The organism is Thermophagus xiamenensis, from assembly GCF_900112795.1.
GTDB lineage: Bacteria > Bacteroidota > Bacteroidia > Bacteroidales > Marinilabiliaceae > Thermophagus > Thermophagus xiamenensis.
On sequence record NZ_FONA01000022.1, the window covers coordinates 17,268 to 34,280 of the forward strand.

16 protein-coding genes are annotated in these 17,013 nt (G+C 39.0%); 12 read left to right on the forward strand and 4 right to left on the reverse strand.

The genetic code is table 11. The features are described 5' to 3' along the window. Nucleotides 1-25 precede the first annotated feature (25 nt). The gene (locus tag BM130_RS12585) at nt 26-1,915 is read right to left on the reverse strand and encodes a YgiQ family radical SAM protein (RefSeq protein ID WP_010528589.1); all 1,890 of its coding nucleotides are present in this window, start codon (nt 1,913-1,915) and stop codon (nt 26-28) included. 190 nt (nt 1,916-2,105) lie between these two features. Between BM130_RS12585 and msrA the strand changes: the two genes are divergently transcribed. Continuing rightward, complete coding sequence (gene msrA, locus BM130_RS12590) at nt 2,106-2,711, forward strand: peptide-methionine (S)-S-oxide reductase MsrA (protein WP_010528588.1); 606 nt, start codon at nt 2,106-2,108, stop codon at nt 2,709-2,711. 12 nt (nt 2,712-2,723) lie between these two features. On the opposite strand, the gene BM130_RS12595 is transcribed toward msrA, so the two are convergent. The 3 genes from BM130_RS12595 to BM130_RS12605 all read right to left on the reverse strand — a co-directional run bounded on the left by BM130_RS12595 (nt 2,724) and on the right by BM130_RS12605 (nt 4,513). Beyond that, complete coding sequence (locus BM130_RS12595) at nt 2,724-3,248, reverse strand: HEAT-like fold family protein (RefSeq protein WP_010528587.1); 525 nt, start codon at nt 3,246-3,248, stop codon at nt 2,724-2,726. Between the two features lie 67 nt (nt 3,249-3,315). Continuing rightward, complete coding sequence (locus tag BM130_RS12600) at nt 3,316-4,026, reverse strand: protein-L-isoaspartate(D-aspartate) O-methyltransferase (RefSeq protein ID WP_237706171.1); 711 nt, start codon at nt 4,024-4,026, stop codon at nt 3,316-3,318. A gap of 58 nt (nt 4,027-4,084) precedes the next feature. Then, nucleotides 4,085-4,513: a hypothetical protein gene (locus BM130_RS12605; RefSeq protein ID WP_010528585.1), complete on the reverse strand. Its 429-nt coding sequence runs from the start codon at nt 4,511-4,513 to the stop codon at nt 4,085-4,087. Nucleotides 4,514-5,241: 728 nt separating this feature from the next. Here BM130_RS12605 and truA point away from each other — a divergent pair. The 11 genes from truA to rny all read left to right on the forward strand — a co-directional run bounded on the left by truA (nt 5,242) and on the right by rny (nt 16,910). Then, nucleotides 5,242-6,033 carry a tRNA pseudouridine(38-40) synthase TruA gene (gene truA, locus BM130_RS12615; protein WP_010528583.1) on the forward strand — a complete coding sequence of 264 codons (792 nt, stop codon included), beginning with the start codon at nt 5,242-5,244 and terminating at the stop codon, nt 6,031-6,033. A 278-nt stretch (nt 6,034-6,311) separates the two neighbouring features. Then, on the forward strand, nt 6,312-7,559 hold the full coding sequence (locus BM130_RS12620; protein ID WP_010528582.1) for a competence/damage-inducible protein A: 1,248 nt from the start codon (nt 6,312-6,314) through the stop codon (nt 7,557-7,559). Between the two features lie 255 nt (nt 7,560-7,814). Continuing rightward, nucleotides 7,815-8,057, forward strand: a complete 243-nt coding sequence (gene rpmB, locus BM130_RS12625; RefSeq protein WP_010528581.1) for a 50S ribosomal protein L28 — start codon at nt 7,815-7,817, stop codon at nt 8,055-8,057. A gap of 17 nt (nt 8,058-8,074) precedes the next feature. Beyond that, nucleotides 8,075-8,263: a 50S ribosomal protein L33 gene (rpmG, locus tag BM130_RS12630; protein ID WP_010528580.1), complete on the forward strand. Its 189-nt coding sequence runs from the start codon at nt 8,075-8,077 to the stop codon at nt 8,261-8,263. Between the two features lie 12 nt (nt 8,264-8,275). Beyond that, a complete protein-coding gene (locus BM130_RS12635; RefSeq protein WP_010528579.1) occupies nt 8,276-8,428 on the forward strand; it encodes a DUF4295 domain-containing protein in 153 nt (50 codons plus the stop codon). A gap of 283 nt (nt 8,429-8,711) precedes the next feature. Beyond that, entirely contained in the window at nt 8,712-10,226 is a 1,515-nt protein-coding gene (locus tag BM130_RS12640; RefSeq protein ID WP_010528578.1) for a RimK family ATP-grasp domain-containing protein, read from the forward strand. Nucleotides 10,227-10,310: 84 nt separating this feature from the next. Continuing rightward, nucleotides 10,311-11,546 (forward strand): carboxylate-amine ligase, encoded by a 1,236-nt coding sequence (locus BM130_RS12645; RefSeq protein ID WP_010528577.1) that lies wholly within the window; start codon nt 10,311-10,313, stop codon nt 11,544-11,546. Between the two features lie 529 nt (nt 11,547-12,075). Continuing rightward, on the forward strand, nt 12,076-14,118 hold the full coding sequence (locus BM130_RS12650) for a TonB-dependent receptor (RefSeq protein ID WP_010528576.1): 2,043 nt from the start codon (nt 12,076-12,078) through the stop codon (nt 14,116-14,118). A gap of 522 nt (nt 14,119-14,640) precedes the next feature. Further along, nucleotides 14,641-14,934: a hypothetical protein gene (locus tag BM130_RS12655; RefSeq protein ID WP_010528575.1), complete on the forward strand. Its 294-nt coding sequence runs from the start codon at nt 14,641-14,643 to the stop codon at nt 14,932-14,934. Nucleotides 14,935-14,943: 9 nt separating this feature from the next. After that, nucleotides 14,944-15,234, forward strand: coding sequence for a cell division protein ZapA (locus BM130_RS12660; protein WP_010528574.1), 291 nt, complete (start codon nt 14,944-14,946; stop codon nt 15,232-15,234). A gap of 137 nt (nt 15,235-15,371) precedes the next feature. Then, nucleotides 15,372-16,910 carry a ribonuclease Y gene (gene rny / locus BM130_RS12665; RefSeq protein ID WP_081474956.1) on the forward strand — a complete coding sequence of 513 codons (1,539 nt, stop codon included), beginning with the start codon at nt 15,372-15,374 and terminating at the stop codon, nt 16,908-16,910. Nucleotides 16,911-17,013 lie beyond the last annotated feature (103 nt).

Below are 17,013 nucleotides of genomic sequence, written 5' to 3' on the forward strand. Positions count from 1 at the left end.
TAATTTTTGTTTTGTTGTAACTTTTTTATTTACACTGTTTTGTGTTCCGGCCTTTTCTGGAATTATCATTGGCTTTAGGTTCCAAAAGGCGTTTGGCTAAATCGTGCCAGCCGGCTTTTTGCATCCTTTTTATTAACTGCTTCCGTTTCCGGGGTTGATACCAGAAAAAATATTGTCGTTGGTTCTCTTTTTCTTGACGGGAACGGGCAACAAAGACTTTTTTTAGATTGTAAGGATTTAAGCCGCTGTAATACATTACGGTGGCTAATGTCATAGGGGTGGGTGTAAAGTCTTGAATTTGTTCTAGTGTAAAGTTAAGGTTTTTGGTTTCAATGGCAAGTTGGGCCATATCCTTTTCTTCGCAATCCGGATGACTTGAAATAAAATAAGGGATGAGTTGTTGATTGAGTCCGCTTTCCTGATTAATTTGGTTGAATAGGTTGGTGAACTTTCTGAAAAGAGTAAATGATGGCTTGCGCATCGCTTTTAATACTTTATCGGAAGTATGCTCGGGAGCCACTTTTAACCGTCCTGAAACATGATTTATAATGAGTTCTTTCAAATATTTTTCATGAGAGGGGTCCTTTTTGCCGTTTGGTGGAGTTTGTAACAACATATCGTAACGTACGCCACTGCCTATGAAAGATTTCTTTATTTCTTTTATCTGGTCAACTTTTTTGTATATGTTAAGCAAGGGCTCATGTGAAGTATTTAGGTTAGGACAGATTTTGGGTGATATGCAAGACGGTTTGGAACATTTTTTACATAATGAGATATTCTTCCCTTGCATGCGATACATATTGGCACTGGGTCCACCCAAATCAGATATATAGCCTTTAAAGTGATTGCTTTGGGTTATCTTTTTTACTTCCTGAAGAATTGATTTTTCGGAACGTGACACAACAAATTTACCCTGATGGGCAGAAATGGTACAAAAACTACATCCTCCGAAACAGCCACGATGCAGGGTTACCGAGTGTTTAATCATTTCAAATGCGGGAATGGCACCCTTCTTTTTATATCTTGGATGTGGTAACCGGGTGTAGGGAAGGTCGAAGGCATAGTCCGTTTCTTTTTCATCGGATGGCGGGAAGGGTGGATTTACCACTATTCTTTTATTGCCTGTGATCTGATGCAAACGAGCCGGATACATTTTGTTGGATTCTTCTTCTATATGCCTGAAGTTTTTTGCAAATTTTGCCTTATCGTTTAAACATGCTTCGTGAGAATACAATTCTATATCTGAACTGCTCCATTTTTTATGTTTGGGAAGAGGTTGGTCTTTGTCTGTCAAAATAGCTGTTTGGGGAAGTGTGGTGAGGTTTTGTAACGGAACTCCTTTTTGCATGAGTTTCACCATGTGTTGGATCGGTCGTTCCGCCATTCCATAAATTAACATGTCGGCGCCTGACCAGAAAAGCATATTGGGTTTTAGTTCTTCACTCCAGTAGTCGTAATGGGTAAAACGGCGCATGGAGGCCTCTATGCCGCCAATAATTACAGGAATATTAGGGTATAACTTTTTGAGTATTCTCGTGTAAACAACGGTTGCATAGTCGGGACGAAAACCTGCTTTTCCTCCGGGTGTGTAGGCATCGTCCGAACGTAGGCGTTTCCCTGCAGTATAGTGGTTCACCATGGAATCCATGTTCCCGGCTGTTACGGCAAAAAATAATTTTGGTGCACCTAATTTCCGGAAGTCTCGCAAATCATCACGCCAGTTGGGTTGGGGGACGATTGCCACACGAAGGCCCATGTCCAGTAATACGCGTCCTATGACTGCCGCACCAAAAGATGGGTGGTCAACGTAAGCATCTCCCGAAAATAGAATGACGTCCAATTCATCCCAGCCATGGGCTTCTACTTCTTTTACTGATGTAGGTAGCCAATCGGTAATGTGATATTGATGTTCCAATGTTTTTTCTGCAAAGATAAGTTTTTGATATACTTTACCCTATTCATCTCAGTTTTATCCAAACTTTTAGCTTTTAATATTGTTCCATTATCAGACTCTTGGGTGAAAAATAAGTGTTAAGGCCGGGTAAAGGATGTCAGGATGTGGTTGTTAGCCGGTTTAGCTCAGTTAACCATTAAAGTTTTAAAGAATGAAGCTTATATTTGCAATATTCTTAATGATTAATTTTAGTTTCATTGGTATGACACAAAATACGAATAAATCGGGTTATGAGATTGCCACCTTTGGTGGCGGATGTTTTTGGTGTATGGAGGCTATTTTTGATGGTGTTCGTGGCGTTGAGAAAGTAGAATCGGGATATAGTGGAGGTAAAGTTCCAAATCCTACCTACAAAGAAGTTTGCAGCGGTTTAACAGGCCATGCAGAGGTGGTTCGAATTTATTTTAATCCGAATACAGTTTCTTATGAAGAGCTGCTTACAATCTTTTTCTCGGTTCATGATCCTACTACCTTGAATCGTCAGGGAGGAGATGTGGGGGAACAATATCGTTCCGTCATTTTTTATCATGATGAGCAGCAAAAGAAAAGTGCTGAAAAAATGATTAAAGAATTAACTGAACGAAAAATATTTTCTGACCCCATAGTAACTCAGGTAGTTCCGGAAGCTCCTTTTTACATAGCCGAAGATTATCATCAAAATTACTATGAAAACAACCCGTCACAATCTTATTGTCAGTTGGTGATAAACCCCAAGATGAAAAAATTCAGGGAACAGTTTAAAGAAATACTAAAATAATAGCCGTTAGAATCAAGGCACACCAACTTGTTCTATTTGTTTTAACAGGTTACGTGCCTTGGTTTTAATTCCTTTGTTTTCATCATTTAGTGCCGTTTCCAGGCATAGAATGAATTCATTTTTTAACTCGGGATAAGAGGGAAGGAGTTGGCTGATGTAATGCATGGCATGAACACGAACTGCCGTTGGTATGGTGGGAGAAACAATCCATCGGAAACATTTATCCAGCAACCGGCCATCTTCAGTTGCAGACGGCGGTTCACTTTGAATAATTTTAAGCAGTGAACGACGAACTCCATTGTAGGGTGTCTCTAAAAGGATGTTAAGCAATTCTTTAATATATGGCTTAATCAATGAGGGTTTATCTCTGTATATCAGGTCAATAATCCAGGCGGCACGCCATGCACTTTTTTCAGACGACTGCTTTATTATTTTTATCATATTAGGAATTTCCCCGGGATGCGAAGAAATAAAAAGTACAACTTCTTCTTTACTGACAGTTTCAAAAAGTTTGTCTAGCTGATATTGCCAATCCATATTTATATTAATAGATTTTGCATTTATATACGATAGTACTAATGGTTCAAATTTTTTGTTGGATTATTTAATTATACGATTTAATCATAGGAACAAAACGCACCGGTAGCAGAGTTGTTTCCTTGATACCATTATCTTTTTTGACAACTTTTTTTAAGGTTTGAATACTATGAACCGGTCCGACGGGTAATACCATTGTTCCGCCTACTTTTAATTGGTCTATCAATGTTTGAGGAATACTTTCAGGGGCAGCAGTAATAATGATGGCATCGAAGGGTGCTTCTTCGGGCCAGCCATTGTAGCCATTACCACATTTAACCTGCACGTTTTCATATCCGTTATTGCGTAAATTTTCACCGGCCATTTCCGCCAATTTGGGAATGATTTCAATGGTATAAACCTTCATGCCCATCTCGGCTAATACCGCTGCCTGATAGCCGGAACCCGTCCCAATCTCTAATATTTTGTCGCCCGGTTTTACATCTAATGCTTCCGTCATATAAGCAACGATGTATGGTTGTGAAATGGTTTGGTTATATCCGATATGAAGAGGCCTGTCGGCATAGGCATAATCACGCATATTGTAGGGAACAAATAAATGCCGGGGCACTTTTCGCATGGCTTCGAGGACTGCTTCGGACTTAATTCCTCTGGCTTTAATCTGAGACCGTACCATGGCTTCACGTTGTTCCCGGTATTGTTGTGCTTTGGTTTGTGACATAACCGTTGGAAGGTATAGCGTAAAAGCGATGAAAGAAAGAAAAAATATGCCTGCCATGTTAGTGCAGGCATATTTCTTTGAATGCTTTTTTATTGAAATTAAGTGAAACCTATTATCAGCTTTTATGGCCATTGTGTTGGAAATGTTTTTTTACTTGTGCAATCATTTGCGGATGGGTCATCTTATCTGCTGTCTCTGTTTCCAATTTAACGGAACAAAAATGAGCATGTTTTTTTAATTCTTTTTCAAAGTGTTTCTTAGCATTTGAAGGACCAAATATATAAATTTCTGAGGTGTCAGGATTGATAGAATGGATGACTTTCTCATAAAATTCGCGTAGTTGTTGATTTTTTCTCTGTTTCATCTTTTTATTAACATCTACCAGAACTGTACCGGTACGAGAGCCCGGTTTAGCTTCGCGCGGGTTATGGGCCCTTTGTTCTACAAGCGATTCTATGGTTTGAATCTGCTCCTCTTTTCCATCCATTAAACTCACCAATACAGCTCTATTGGTGTTCATCCAGATGCCGACTTGTCGTTTCATGCGAATTTGTTTTTGGTTAATAAATGTTGTCTTTCATTTTTGATATTCAATATGGTGCGTGATTAATGCTTTATCCCTTTTTCTGATTCTATTTAATTGGGTAAGGGGTTTTTACTAAATATTAATGTCATTAAGATGAAGTTTATTAATTTAATCCTGTAAAAGGGTCACATTTTTGGAAAGAAGGAATATTTTTAAAAATTAAAAACCCATTCAGTGCTTTTCAGGCATCAGATATTCAGTATATTTAATGGTTTAAATTTGAGTAGATTTTATTAGTACAAATTTTACGTATTTCGTTGATATATTGTTTCTTAAAAGTAGTCATTAGTGGTTAGCCCTTAGTCATTATTTAATCAACACTAGTCACAAATGACTGTTGACCATTGACTAATCACTAATGACTATTGACTTCTTCTGCCTTCTGCCTGAGCACTTCTGCCTTGGTTTTTTATTACGTGCTTATTTGTGGCAAAGGTCGCCCTGCTCGTTTCATTAGTAATATAAATACCTTAAATTTTATTTTTGATGTATTTAAAATACAAAATGGAACTTCAACTGTCAATGAAAAAATACTTAATAATGTTTTCCTTTTTCTGAGCCCTCTGAAAAGGGGTATTGAATTGTCGGATTTAATTTTCATCCTTTCGAATAAATAATTTTATTGTTCCCTGGTTTGCGGGATTATCTGTTTCTTTGCAAAAAAATAAATATTAAAACAACGCATTATGCCCAGATATTTTCTGGAACTGGCTTATATGGGAAGCCACTTTCATGGCTGGCAGAAACAACCCAATGCTGTTACCGTTCAAGAAACTCTTGAGAAGGCAATCTCTACCATTATCTCTTTTCCTGTAACCATTACAGGGGCAGGCCGCACCGATACTGGTGTTCATGCATCTTATTTTGTGGCTCATTTTGATATGGAAGAGGTGTTACCTTTTGACGAAAGGGTTTTTATAAACAAGTTAAATGGTTTACTTCCTGCATCTGTTTCGGTTTTTTCGGCAACACAAGTTGCGAATGATGCTCACAGTCGGTTTAATGCCATTCGTCGTACCTATGAATATCATTTGATTTTGTACAAGGATCCTTTTTTAAACGAGTTGACCTACCGTCCGTGGTTTATCCCCGATTTTGAGCAGATGAATCGTGCTGCAGAGTTGTTGAAAGAATATACTGACTTTACCAGTTTTGCTCGTCTTCATGGCGGGAATAAAACCAATATTTGCCATCTGGATGAGGCATATTGGGTAAGGAAAGAGAACCGTTATGTCTTTGTTATTAGTGCCGACCGTTTTTTAAGAAATATGGTTCGTGCTATTGTTGGTACTTTGCTCGATGTGGGAAGAGGTAAAATATCGCTCAGGGATTTTTGTGATATCATTGAGGCTAAGGATAGAAGCCGTGCAGGTACTTCGGCGCCCCCTCAAGGATTATATCTTACAGATATTCGTTATCCGGAAGAAATTTTTGTGCGAAGGAAAGAGGATATGATTGATAAAATAGTACATAAATAGCTTGTTTTTATTCGGATTAAGATTTCTTATTTTGCTGATCTATTGGTTCTTAAATTGGTAATTAGTGGTAAGCATTAGTTAATCAACACTAATCACTAATGACTATTGACTAATCACTAGAAACTTCTTCTTCCTGTGCACTTCTGCCTCCTTACTGCAAATATTTATAAGTTTGCCATAATAAACATTGGCAATTATTGGTTTTTAGAAGAATAATGGGGCTTCAAATCATTTATATTTGCTTTTTGCTTAAATCGAGTCTTAAAATTCTAAATTACATGATAGAGATTATTACAATTGGTGATGAGTTATTGATAGGTCAGGTAATTGATACCAATTCGGCCTGGATGGGTAAAGAGTTGAACCTGGCCGGCTTTGAAGTGGTAAGGGTTACATCAGTTCGTGACCGTAAAGATGAAATAAAAGAAGCCTTAGCAGGTGCCACGCGTCGTTCTTCTGTTGTTTTGATTACCGGTGGGTTAGGCCCAACTCGCGACGATATAACCAAACAAACACTTTGTGAATTTTTCAATACACGCTTGGTTTTTAATGAAGAGGTATATAATGATGTTAAAACCTTTCTGAAAGGAAGGGTTTGCAGAATTAATAACCTAAATCGGGGGCAGGCCATGGTCCCGGAAAATTGTGAGGTAATTCGAAATCCTGTGGGGACAGCACCTATTATGTGGTTTGAGAAGGAACAGAAAATTGTGGTGTCGATGCCCGGAGTGCCGGCCGAGATGAAGGAAGCTATGTCTAAACACATTATTCCTCGCTTGAAAGCTCGTTTTAATCCGGGTGTGATTATTCACAAAACGGTCTTGGTTTATGGCATTACCGAAGCTCATTTGGCCGAGAAATTATCAGGTTGGGAAGAGAACTTACCGAAAGAAATTAAATTGGCTTACCTGCCGGCACCGGGGCGTATTCGGTTAAGACTTACCGCCAGAGGGCATGAAGAGGAAATACTTAAAAATAATATTGATAAGGCCGTTAAGGCACTTGATAATATTATTGGGGAACACATTTATGGTTATGAAGACCTGGAAGCAGCAGAGATTTTTGGTCAGTTTTTCCGTTCTACCGGGAAAACCCTGACAGTAGCCGAAAGTTGTTCCGGAGGGTATCTGGCTCATTTAATTACCTCTATACCTGGAGCTTCAAACTATTTTAAGGGTAGTGTGGTTGCTTATTCCAATGAATTAAAGGCAGCGCTTTTAGGCGTTGAGCCTGACAAAATAGCTAAATATGGTGCTGTAAGCCAACCGGTGGTTGAAGAAATGGCCCTTGGCGCACTAAAAGTCACGGGTGCTCATTATGCCATTGCTACTTCCGGCATTGCCGGGCCCGATGGAGGAACACCTCAAAAACCTGTTGGTACCATTTGGATTGCCTGGGTCGGACCAAACCAACAGGTAGTTAGTAAATGTTTTCAATTTGGAAACAACCGGGAAAGAAATATCATTCGTACCTCCGAAACAGCACTCATTGAACTTATGCAAATGATTAAAGAAAAACGTTTGTAAATTTTGATTTATAACAGCATAAACTATTGTAGCTCGCTGGGAAAATCGGCTTACTTACTGTTTGTAGTTTATCTGCTTGTTAGCTAATTTTTTAGGGTGATAAGATGTCTGGAGATAGTCGATACGAGGAGACAACTCCAGTCTTTGTAACTATGTTGTTTTTCTGAAAAATAAAAATAGAAAAGTTTGTTTTTTTTAGGAAAAATGCCGTATTTTGCGCTCTGTTTGAAAAACGTATCGAAAAACGGTTGAGCAATGTCAAAAGTTTGTGAAATAACAGGTAAAAGAGTTTTGGTGGGGAATAATGTTTCTCACTCAAAAAGAAGAACTAAAAGAAGATTTAATCCTAATCTTTTAAAAAAGAGATTTTATTTGCCGGAAGAAGATCGCTGGATTACCCTGAAGGTCTCGGCTGCAGGACTCAGGCTGATCAATAAATTAGGATTGAAAGGCGCACTGGAATCAGCCAAAAAGAAAGGTTATATTTCTAATTATTAAAAAAGGGAGGGTTAATCATGGCAAAAAAAGGTAAAGGTAACCGCGTGCAGGTAATTTTAGAATGCACAGAACATAAAGACAGTGGAATGCCCGGAACTTCAAGATATATTACTACGAAAAATCGTAAAAACCATCCGGAACGTCTTGAGTTGAAAAAGTATAATCCAATTTTGAAACGTTATACCATTCATCGCGAAATAAAATAAAATCGATAAAAAATGGCTAAGAAAGCAGTTGCATCAGTACAAAAAGGTGGTGGGAAAGGACATACCAAAGTCATTAAAATGGTTAAGTCTCCCAAAACCGGTGCTTACACTTTTATGGAAGAAATAGTTCCTAACGAAAAAGTTAAAGATTACTTTAAAAAATAATTGGCAGTTTGCCGAATATAAGGAATTTATTGATCTTATGGGAAATTTCATTCATGGAATTTCCCATTTTTTTTTTGCCCCTTTATAGCCGGGAATAAAAAACTGTTTTGGGATTAAATAATTATGACTATTGGGTGAACAACCAATTCAAATTTGTTATAATATTACACCCTGTTTTCAAATAATTCTTTCCCATTAATACAGTTATTTCATATTGCTATGAAACGTCAGATTAGGTGCTTAAGGGAGGTTGACAAAGTATTCAAATTTTATTCTAACTACGATGAATAAAATCATTGTTGTCAACCAACCCTCACGTTGGCTTTTGAATATCCCCGGTGTTGAAGTTGTTTCCTCGCGTCGCTACCTTAGCGATAAAAAATTTTCAACGTTAAAGAATGTCAGAATATTCAATTTATCTAACGATTATGCCTATCAATCGCGAGGGTATTATGTTTCACTTTTGGCCGAAGCCAGGGGGCACAAAGTAGTTCCTTCGGTTAAAAATATTCTTGACCTTAAAGAGCGCTCATTGGCACAAAGTGTGTCTGAAGATTTGAATGACCTGGTTCAGAAAAGTTTGAAAAGGATACGTTCTAAGGAGTTTATTCTGAGCATCTATTTCGGAAAGAATGTTTCCAATCAATATTCGAAGCTTTCCAGAGAGCTGCACAAATTGTTTCAGGCGCCGTTTTTGCGTGCTCGTTTTGTACATATCGGAGATAAATGGGAGATCTATTCTGTCCGAACCATTCCTTTTAAAGAAATTCCGGAACATCATTTGCCTTTTGTTCAGACCTTTGCAAAAGAGTATTTTGGCCGAAAAAGGTATGATTCTGCCCGTAAGGGAAAACATCTCTATGATCTTGCCATTCTCACCAATTCAAAAGAGGTAGCTCCTCCATCTAACAAACGGGCGCTGGAAGCCTTTGCTGAGGCCGCCGAAAAACTGGGTTGTTACGTTGAGTTTATAACACGTGACGACTATAACCGTATCCCAAAATTTGATGCCCTCTTTATCCGCGAAACAACAGCTGTTAATCATTACACTTATTGTATGGCCAGAAGAGCTCAAAGCGAAGGACTGGCCGTTCTCGACTCCCCCGATTCCATCCTGAAATGTGCCAACAAGGTTTATCTGGCTGAATTGCTTAGCACCGCAAAAATTCCAACACCCAAAACAGTGGTGCTGTCATCCGATAATCCCAAAGAAGCCGATAAGATGGGATATCCCTGTGTGCTTAAACTGCCCGACTCTTCTTTTTCCAGAGGGGTAGTTAAAGTTAGAAACAGGGAAGAGTTCAGGACTAAAGTGAGGGAAATGCTTAAGACCTCTGACCTTGTGCTTTTACAGGAATATATGCCCACAAAATACGATTGGAGGGTAGGGGTGCTTAATAACGAGGTGTTGTTCGTATGTAAATATTACATGGCTGCCGGGCATTGGCAAATTTACAACTGGAATAGTCCTAAAAAATCCGATGTGGAAGGAAACTTCGACATCCTCGAGCCCTCTCAAGCACCGCCACAGGTGATCGACATCGCCCTTAAAGCCACCAGGCTTATCGGAAACGGCCTTTACGGAGTGGATATTAAGATAGTTGATGGTAAACCTTATATTATTGAAATTAACGATAATCCAAATGTCGATGCCGGCGTGGAAGATAGTCTGCTAAAAGAAGAACTGTATAATAAAATTATCCGATTTCTGCTCGACCAGATTAACAAGGAGCCCCTTTTTAACCAAACGGAAGTCAAGTCTTTTGACGTAACAAAAAAATCTTCAGCATTGCATTAATGTGAGAGCCCAAAGGGTGCTTTTTACTATAAGATGTGTAATTCAAGTCGTATTAAACCAATAATTTAATTAATCCTTTTTCGAATGCTGTCGAACCCATACCATCTTTTTGAAGTAACCGGAATCGAGCTGGAATATATGATTGTAGATCGTGAGCGCCTGAATGTTTTACCCGTATGCGATGAACTATTGCGGCAGGTAACCGGTGAAATCACGGCCGATTATGAAAATGGTCCCATCGCCTGGAGCAACGAATTGGTCAACCATGTGGTGGAATTAAAAACTAATGGTCCGGTAAAACAAAGGGACAATGTTCATCATCTTTTTCACGATAATGTTGTTGAAATCAATCGTATTCTTGACGGATTTAATGCCATGCTTTTGCCGGGTGGCGCTCATCCCTGGATGAATCCCTATGGTGAAACACATCTGTGGCCCCATGAATACAACGAAATTTACAGACTTTATGATCGTATTTTTAATTGTAAGGGGCATGGGTGGAGTAATCTGCAAAGTACACACATTAATCTGCCGTTTTTCGATGCTGAAGAATTCAAACGTCTTCATGCTGCGGTGAGAATGGTTCTTCCTATTATTCCCGCCATTGCGGCTTCTACCCCTTTCCTGGATGGAAAATTTACCGGGTACCACGACAGCCGGATGGAAACCTACCGGCATAACCAGGATAAGATCCCTTCTTTAGCTGGGGTAATTATTCCCGAAGCTGTGTTTTCTGAAGAGGACTATCAAAAACGTATTTTTGAGCCCATAGTACGTGATCTCACGCCTTACGATCCTGATAAAGTGATGGATAAATATTTCCTGAATTCCCGTGGCGCCATTGCTCGTTTTGACCGTGGCGCCATCGAGATACGCATCATCGACAACCAGGAATCGCCTCTGGCCGACATGGCTGTGGTCGAGGCCGTAATAAGTTTAATTAAGATGACGACTGAAGGATACTTTCAGTCACTCAACGCCCAGATGAAATGGCATGAAAGCAAATTATCAGAAATATTTTTGGCTACCATTCGCGATTCGGATAAGGCCGTTATTCCGAATCCGTCCTACGCTGCATTTTGGGGGTGTTTTCAGAAAAAAGTTTCTGCTGGCGATTTGTGGCAGTTTTTGTTACCTTCTCTCAAATCGGTTATGAATGCTGATTATTTTTCTGTTTTTTCTAAAATAATTCAAGAAGGCCCTTTGTCTCGAAGACTTCTGACTGCCATGGGAAAGGATTATTCGCAGGAACATTTTCGATGGATTTATAGCCAATTGGCTCGATGTCTAGCTGATAACACATTGTTTATGATTTCCTAATAAAAAGAAGTAAAATGCCATTTGGATCCACATTGAGCACTCGATAAAGAGCGGCCATTTTTTACATGCATCAATGGTTCCTGCTTTTAATGAGACACATCTTGTTGCACAATAATCGTAAAAATCATTTTCCATTTCTCTTTACCCCAAACATCTTTTATCTATTGTTTCGCCTTTAAGAACCCTAATTTTGATAAATCTAAATTGATTGAATTGTTTCTTCAATGCCGACACAGTCGACTGTTTATGACACATTCGCATCAGGCATGCGATAGAGTCGCCTTTATGCATGCGATTACGTCGCATCGGAGCATGTGATTGAGTCGCATTGAAGCATGCGATTGGGTCGCATCGAAGCATGTGATAGAGTCGCATCGGAGCATGCGATTGAGTCGCATTTGACGATAGAAAAGAATTCTTTGTCGACAATTAAGGGAAATTAATCGTTATCATAATTATGTTAGAGATGATTTACATAGGAAAGGATTTTTCTATCTTTGGGGCGGTTTAATTTTAAAAATTAAAAATTATGAACATTAAAAAGTTTTTTTCATTTTCAGAGAAGCTGGTGTTTACACGCTGGCAAAATCGTGGTTATGCGGTCTTTAATACACTACACCGCGAAATAAAAATAGGTGTTTTGGCAGCTACCTATTTTATCAGTCTGGGGTATATGAATACTTTTGCGAGGACTGAAACCGATTCAATAAGTAAAAAAATTAGTCTGGCCGAGGTAGAGGTAACGGCGCGACGGGCACCATCACTTTATACAGAGGTGGGACGATTAATTACCGTTATCCCCAGGAGCGAAATCGAAAAACTGCCGGTACAAAGTGTTCAGGGGTTGCTAAAGTATTCAATGAATGTTGATGTGAAGGAGCGTGGTCCGTTGGGTATTCAGGCCGATTTGAGTATTCGTGGAGGCTCTTTTGACCAGGTGATGATATTGCTTAACGGTATCAATATCACCGATCCTCAAACCGGACACCATAATTTAAATTTACCGGTCGATTTGAACAGCATCGAACGTATCGAAATTATTGAAGGACCGGCATCCAGGGTATATGGCCCTAATGCTTTTAGCGGTGCCATCAATATCGTTACAGCCACATCCGACAGAAATAAGGTAATGGCTGATCTAATGGCTGGTGAAAACGGATTATATCGTTTAGGGACTACCGTTAATCATAATCTGGGGAATACCACTACTTATTTTTCGGTAAATAAATCTGCCAGTGATGGTTATATTGATAATACAGATTTTGACATTCTTAATCTTTTTTATCAGTTTCGCTTTCAAAAGGGCCACGAAAGCCTAAATTTTCAAACCGGATACACAGAAAAGGCCTTTGGGGCTAATTCTTTTTACACATCCCTTTATCCCAATCAATTTGAAAAGACGCGTACCCTCTTTTCTTCTCTTGGATTCCAAACCGGAAAAACAATTCAGGTAAAACCTGCTATTTATTGGCGACGGCATCACGACAGGTTCGAACTTTTCCGAGATGGCAAAGATGCAGCCGATTGGTATGCCGGACACAATTACCATATGACCGACGTTTTTGGGGCAAGTGTCAATACTGTTATTCCATGGACTTTGGGTAAAACTTCTTTAGGAGGAGAAGTCCGTTCTGAAAATATATGGAGTAATAACATAGGTTATGACCTTGATGAGCCGTTGGATGTTCCCGGCGAATCGGGTGCTCTGTTTACTAAAAGTTATAATAGGTCTAATGCATCGGTATTTATTGAGCATAACATAAAGGCAGGTAATCTTTCTGTGTCCGGGGGCGTAATGGCAAATTTTAATTCGGGCCTCGACTACCGTTTGAAATGGTTCCCCGGTTTGGATATCAGCTACTGGTTTTCTTCTCATCTTAAATGGATGGCCAGTTACAATCAAGCCTTGCGTATGCCCACCTTTACCGACCTCTTTTATGAAGGACCAACCAATAAAGGAAATCCCGACCTAGAGCCCGAAGAAGCTACAACTATTGAAAGCGGTTTCCGGTTTGTGAACGCTTTCTTTTCAGGGCATATCAGTGGTTTTTACAGGAAAGGGACTAATTTGATTGATTGGGGACGAAAAAGCGATGAAGATGTTTATACCACCTCAAATGTGAATAAAATAAATGCCATAGGTGTAGAGGTTGGAGCAACCTTCTTGACCGCTACATTGAATTTGCCGGTTTTGGATAAAATTGAAGTAAATTATGCCTGGCTCGACCAGGATAAAAAAGCACAGGAAGGTTATGAGTCGGTTTATGTCCTCAATCATTTAGCTCATAAATTAAATATAGGCGTTGATCATAAAATTTTTCGAACCTTCTCTGCACATTGGAACATATTATTTCAGGATCGGGTAGGCGGCTTTTTCCGGTCATCAGATAATGTTAAGGTAAATTATGACCCTTTTTGGTTAACGGATGTGCGCCTCATGTGGAAAAAGAAAGGTTGGATAATTTTTGCGGAGGCATCTAATTTGTTTGATAATCAATATTATGATGTAGGCGAACTTGTTAGACCCGGCCGATGGATTAAAGGAGGTATTAATTTCACCATTAATTATTGAAGAATTTTATAAAAACACAGCAAGTTTTATATTTTCTTGTTGAAAAAAGTTTGCTGAAAATGCAGGCTGTCCCAAACACATAAGGGCAGCCTGTTTTCTGATATATGATTTGCAACTAATTGATATAGACGTTTTCGTGCTTTGGGGCAATTTTATGACAACAGCAAAATTGGGTGTAACCTTATTAATAGTATTTTATCAAATATGAGTGTTTTGCTTTATGTTATTTGTTTTCTTGATTCAAGGATTTTTTTTATCCGGGATTTTGGGTAATTTTGAAACAATATTAATTTTGTCCTTGAAAATTCCACTAAAAATCGACATTTTTGAAATTATTGTAAAAGAAAGATTGACTAAAACAGGTATTAATCGTTGTATTTGAGTGGGAAGTTTGGACTTTTATTTAATATTAGCATCATATAAACAAAATTCGAAGAAATTAGTTATAATCAACCAATATAGTTGAGGTGAAAAATTCTTTGAGGGTTTTGGGATAAAAATTAGAGATTATTATATAAAACAATGGTTAATCCAAATTTAGAATTGGTAGCTGAATTGGGGAATCGGATTGACCGATTGGCAGAGTTATACTTGAATGTAAAGCGTGAGAACGAAATGTTACGCAATGAAGTAGCGCAACTCACCAGTCAGCTGAAAGAAGCCGTGGCATCTAAAGCAGAGATGGAAAAGAAATTGGAGTTGGTCAAAATGTCCAAGGTGATCGAAAGTGGGGCAGATGATATTCAGCTTACCAAAAACAGGATTAACCAAATTGTGCGGGAAATTGACAAGTGCATAGCACTTTTAAATCGTTAAGTACATTAAATGGATGATAAGCTTTCCATACGCGTAAATGTTGCAGACCGATATTATCCCTTACGTATTGACAGGGAAGATGAAGAGAAAATACGGAAGGCTGCACGTCTTATTAATGAAAAGGTTTTACAGTATAAACAACGGTATCATGACAAGGATGTCCAGGATTTTCTGGCCATGGCTTCATTGCAATATGTTATTAAGTTGTTGGAGCTTGAAAATAAACAAGATTATTTACCTGTAATTGATGCCGTTAAAGACTTAAACGATAAATTGGATGCAATCTTGAGCGAAGAATAACAATATTTGCATTAAATAGAAATTAAGTACCCGCACTTTATCCTGATGGCATCGGACAAATTATGTTGTCTGGTGTTAAAGATGTTTCAGGAGAAAGTTGCGGTTTTTTTTGTTTCATAAGTTTAAATTAGATAGTAATGGGAATAATGGAAATAGTAATAGCAATTGTTGCTTTTGTTTCAGGTGGAGGCTTGACATGGTTGCTTATTAACAAGGCATGGGATGCCAGATCGCGTAAAATAATACGTGAAGCAGAGGCTGAAGCTGAAGTGATAAAAAAAGATAAAATACTTCAGGCTAAAGAGAAATTCCTGCAACTTAAAGCGGAGCATGAAAAAGAAATTAATGCCCGTACTGCCAAAATTATTGCTGCTGAGAATAAACTCAAACAAAAAGAGGCAGCCTTCTCTCAAAAGATGGAAGAATTCCAACGAAAGAAAAAAGAGAATGATGCCTTACGTGAAAACCTTGATCAACAGCTGGAACTGGTTGAAAAAAAGAGCGAAGACCTTGAAAGAGCTCATAAACGGCAGGTAGAACAATTGGAAGCCATTTCTGGCATGTCGGCCGAGGAAGCCAAAGAAATGCTTATTGAATCTCTTAAAGCAGAGGCAAAAACTGAAGCCATGTCCTATATTAATGATATAATGGACGAGGCGCGTATTAATGCCAATAAAGAGGCAAAACGTATTGTTCTTCAAACTATTCAGCGAACAGCTACCGAAACAGCCATCGAAAATTCGGTAACTATCTTTCACATTGATTCGGATGAAATTAAAGGACGTATTATTGGTCGCGAAGGTAGAAATATCAGAGCGTTGGAGGCCGCTACCGGTGTTGAAATTATTGTTGATGATACCCCTGAGGCAATCGTGCTTTCCGGTTTTGACCCTATGCGGCGTGAAGTGGCGAGATTAGCTCTTCATCAGCTTGTAACCGATGGGCGTATTCACCCTGCTCGTATCGAAGAGGTTGTCAATAAGGTGCGTAAGCAAGTGGAAGAAGAGATGATTGAAAACGGGAAACGTACGGCCATTGACCTCGGAATTCACGGTCTTCATCCTGAGCTGATTAAACTTATTGGTAAGATGAAGTATCGTTCCTCTTATGGACAAAACCTGTTGCAACACAGCCGCGAAACAGCTAATCTCTGTGCTATCATGGCTTCTGAATTGGGCTTGAATGCCAAAAAAGCCAAAAGGGCAGGTCTTTTGCATGATATCGGAAAAGTTAGCGATGAAGACCCCGAACTTCCGCATGCCATCCTTGGTATGAAGCTGGCTGAAAAATATAAAGAGAAACCCGAGATCTGTAACGCTATTGGTGCTCACCACGATGAGATAGAGATGACAAGTATGATTTCGCCTATTGTACAGGTTTGCGATGCCATTTCCGGGGCCCGTCCTGGTGCCCGGCGAGAAGTGGTGGAAGCCTATATCAAACGACTTAAAGATTTGGAAACCCTTGCTTTGTCATATCCAGGGGTATTGAAAACCTATGCCATTCAGGCCGGACGTGAATTGCGCGTCATCGTTGGTAGCGAAAAAGTTAGCGACCATGAAGCCGACCAGCTCTCAGCTGATATTGCTCGACGTATTCAATCCGAAATGACTTATCCTGGCCAAGTCAAAATTACAGTTATCAGAGAAACCCGGGCTATAAGTTATGCAAAATAAAAGATAAATATGTCCGATATTTTAGGAGATTTATCAAATAAAGCGGTCATTGGCCGCTTTTTTTTCGGATATTTACCATTGTTCAATTATAAAATTTAATGGG

What these genes read in the sequence shown, in the direction of transcription:
- msrA (WP_010528588.1), top strand. Translation starts at nt 2,106, where the DNA reads ATGAAGCTTATATTTGCAATATTCTTAATGATTAATTTTAGTTTCATT.
- BM130_RS12595 (WP_010528587.1), bottom strand. Translation starts at nt 3,248, where the DNA reads ATGGATTGGCAATATCAGCTAGACAAACTTTTTGAAACTGTCAGTAAA.
- BM130_RS12600 (WP_237706171.1), bottom strand. Translation starts at nt 4,026, where the DNA reads ATGGCAGGCATATTTTTTCTTTCTTTCATCGCTTTTACGCTATACCTT.
- BM130_RS12605 (WP_010528585.1), bottom strand. Translation starts at nt 4,513, where the DNA reads ATGAAACGACAAGTCGGCATCTGGATGAACACCAATAGAGCTGTATTG.
- truA (WP_010528583.1), top strand. Translation starts at nt 5,242, where the DNA reads ATGCCCAGATATTTTCTGGAACTGGCTTATATGGGAAGCCACTTTCAT.
- BM130_RS12620 (WP_010528582.1), top strand. Translation starts at nt 6,312, where the DNA reads ATGATAGAGATTATTACAATTGGTGATGAGTTATTGATAGGTCAGGTA.
- rpmB (WP_010528581.1), top strand. Translation starts at nt 7,815, where the DNA reads ATGTCAAAAGTTTGTGAAATAACAGGTAAAAGAGTTTTGGTGGGGAAT.
- rpmG (WP_010528580.1), top strand. Translation starts at nt 8,075, where the DNA reads ATGGCAAAAAAAGGTAAAGGTAACCGCGTGCAGGTAATTTTAGAATGC.
- BM130_RS12635 (WP_010528579.1), top strand. Translation starts at nt 8,276, where the DNA reads ATGGCTAAGAAAGCAGTTGCATCAGTACAAAAAGGTGGTGGGAAAGGA.
- BM130_RS12640 (WP_010528578.1), top strand. Translation starts at nt 8,712, where the DNA reads ATGAATAAAATCATTGTTGTCAACCAACCCTCACGTTGGCTTTTGAAT.
- BM130_RS12645 (WP_010528577.1), top strand. Translation starts at nt 10,311, where the DNA reads ATGCTGTCGAACCCATACCATCTTTTTGAAGTAACCGGAATCGAGCTG.
- BM130_RS12650 (WP_010528576.1), top strand. Translation starts at nt 12,076, where the DNA reads ATGAACATTAAAAAGTTTTTTTCATTTTCAGAGAAGCTGGTGTTTACA.
- BM130_RS12655 (WP_010528575.1), top strand. Translation starts at nt 14,641, where the DNA reads ATGGTTAATCCAAATTTAGAATTGGTAGCTGAATTGGGGAATCGGATT.
- BM130_RS12660 (WP_010528574.1), top strand. Translation starts at nt 14,944, where the DNA reads ATGGATGATAAGCTTTCCATACGCGTAAATGTTGCAGACCGATATTAT.
- rny (WP_081474956.1), top strand. Translation starts at nt 15,372, where the DNA reads ATGGGAATAATGGAAATAGTAATAGCAATTGTTGCTTTTGTTTCAGGT.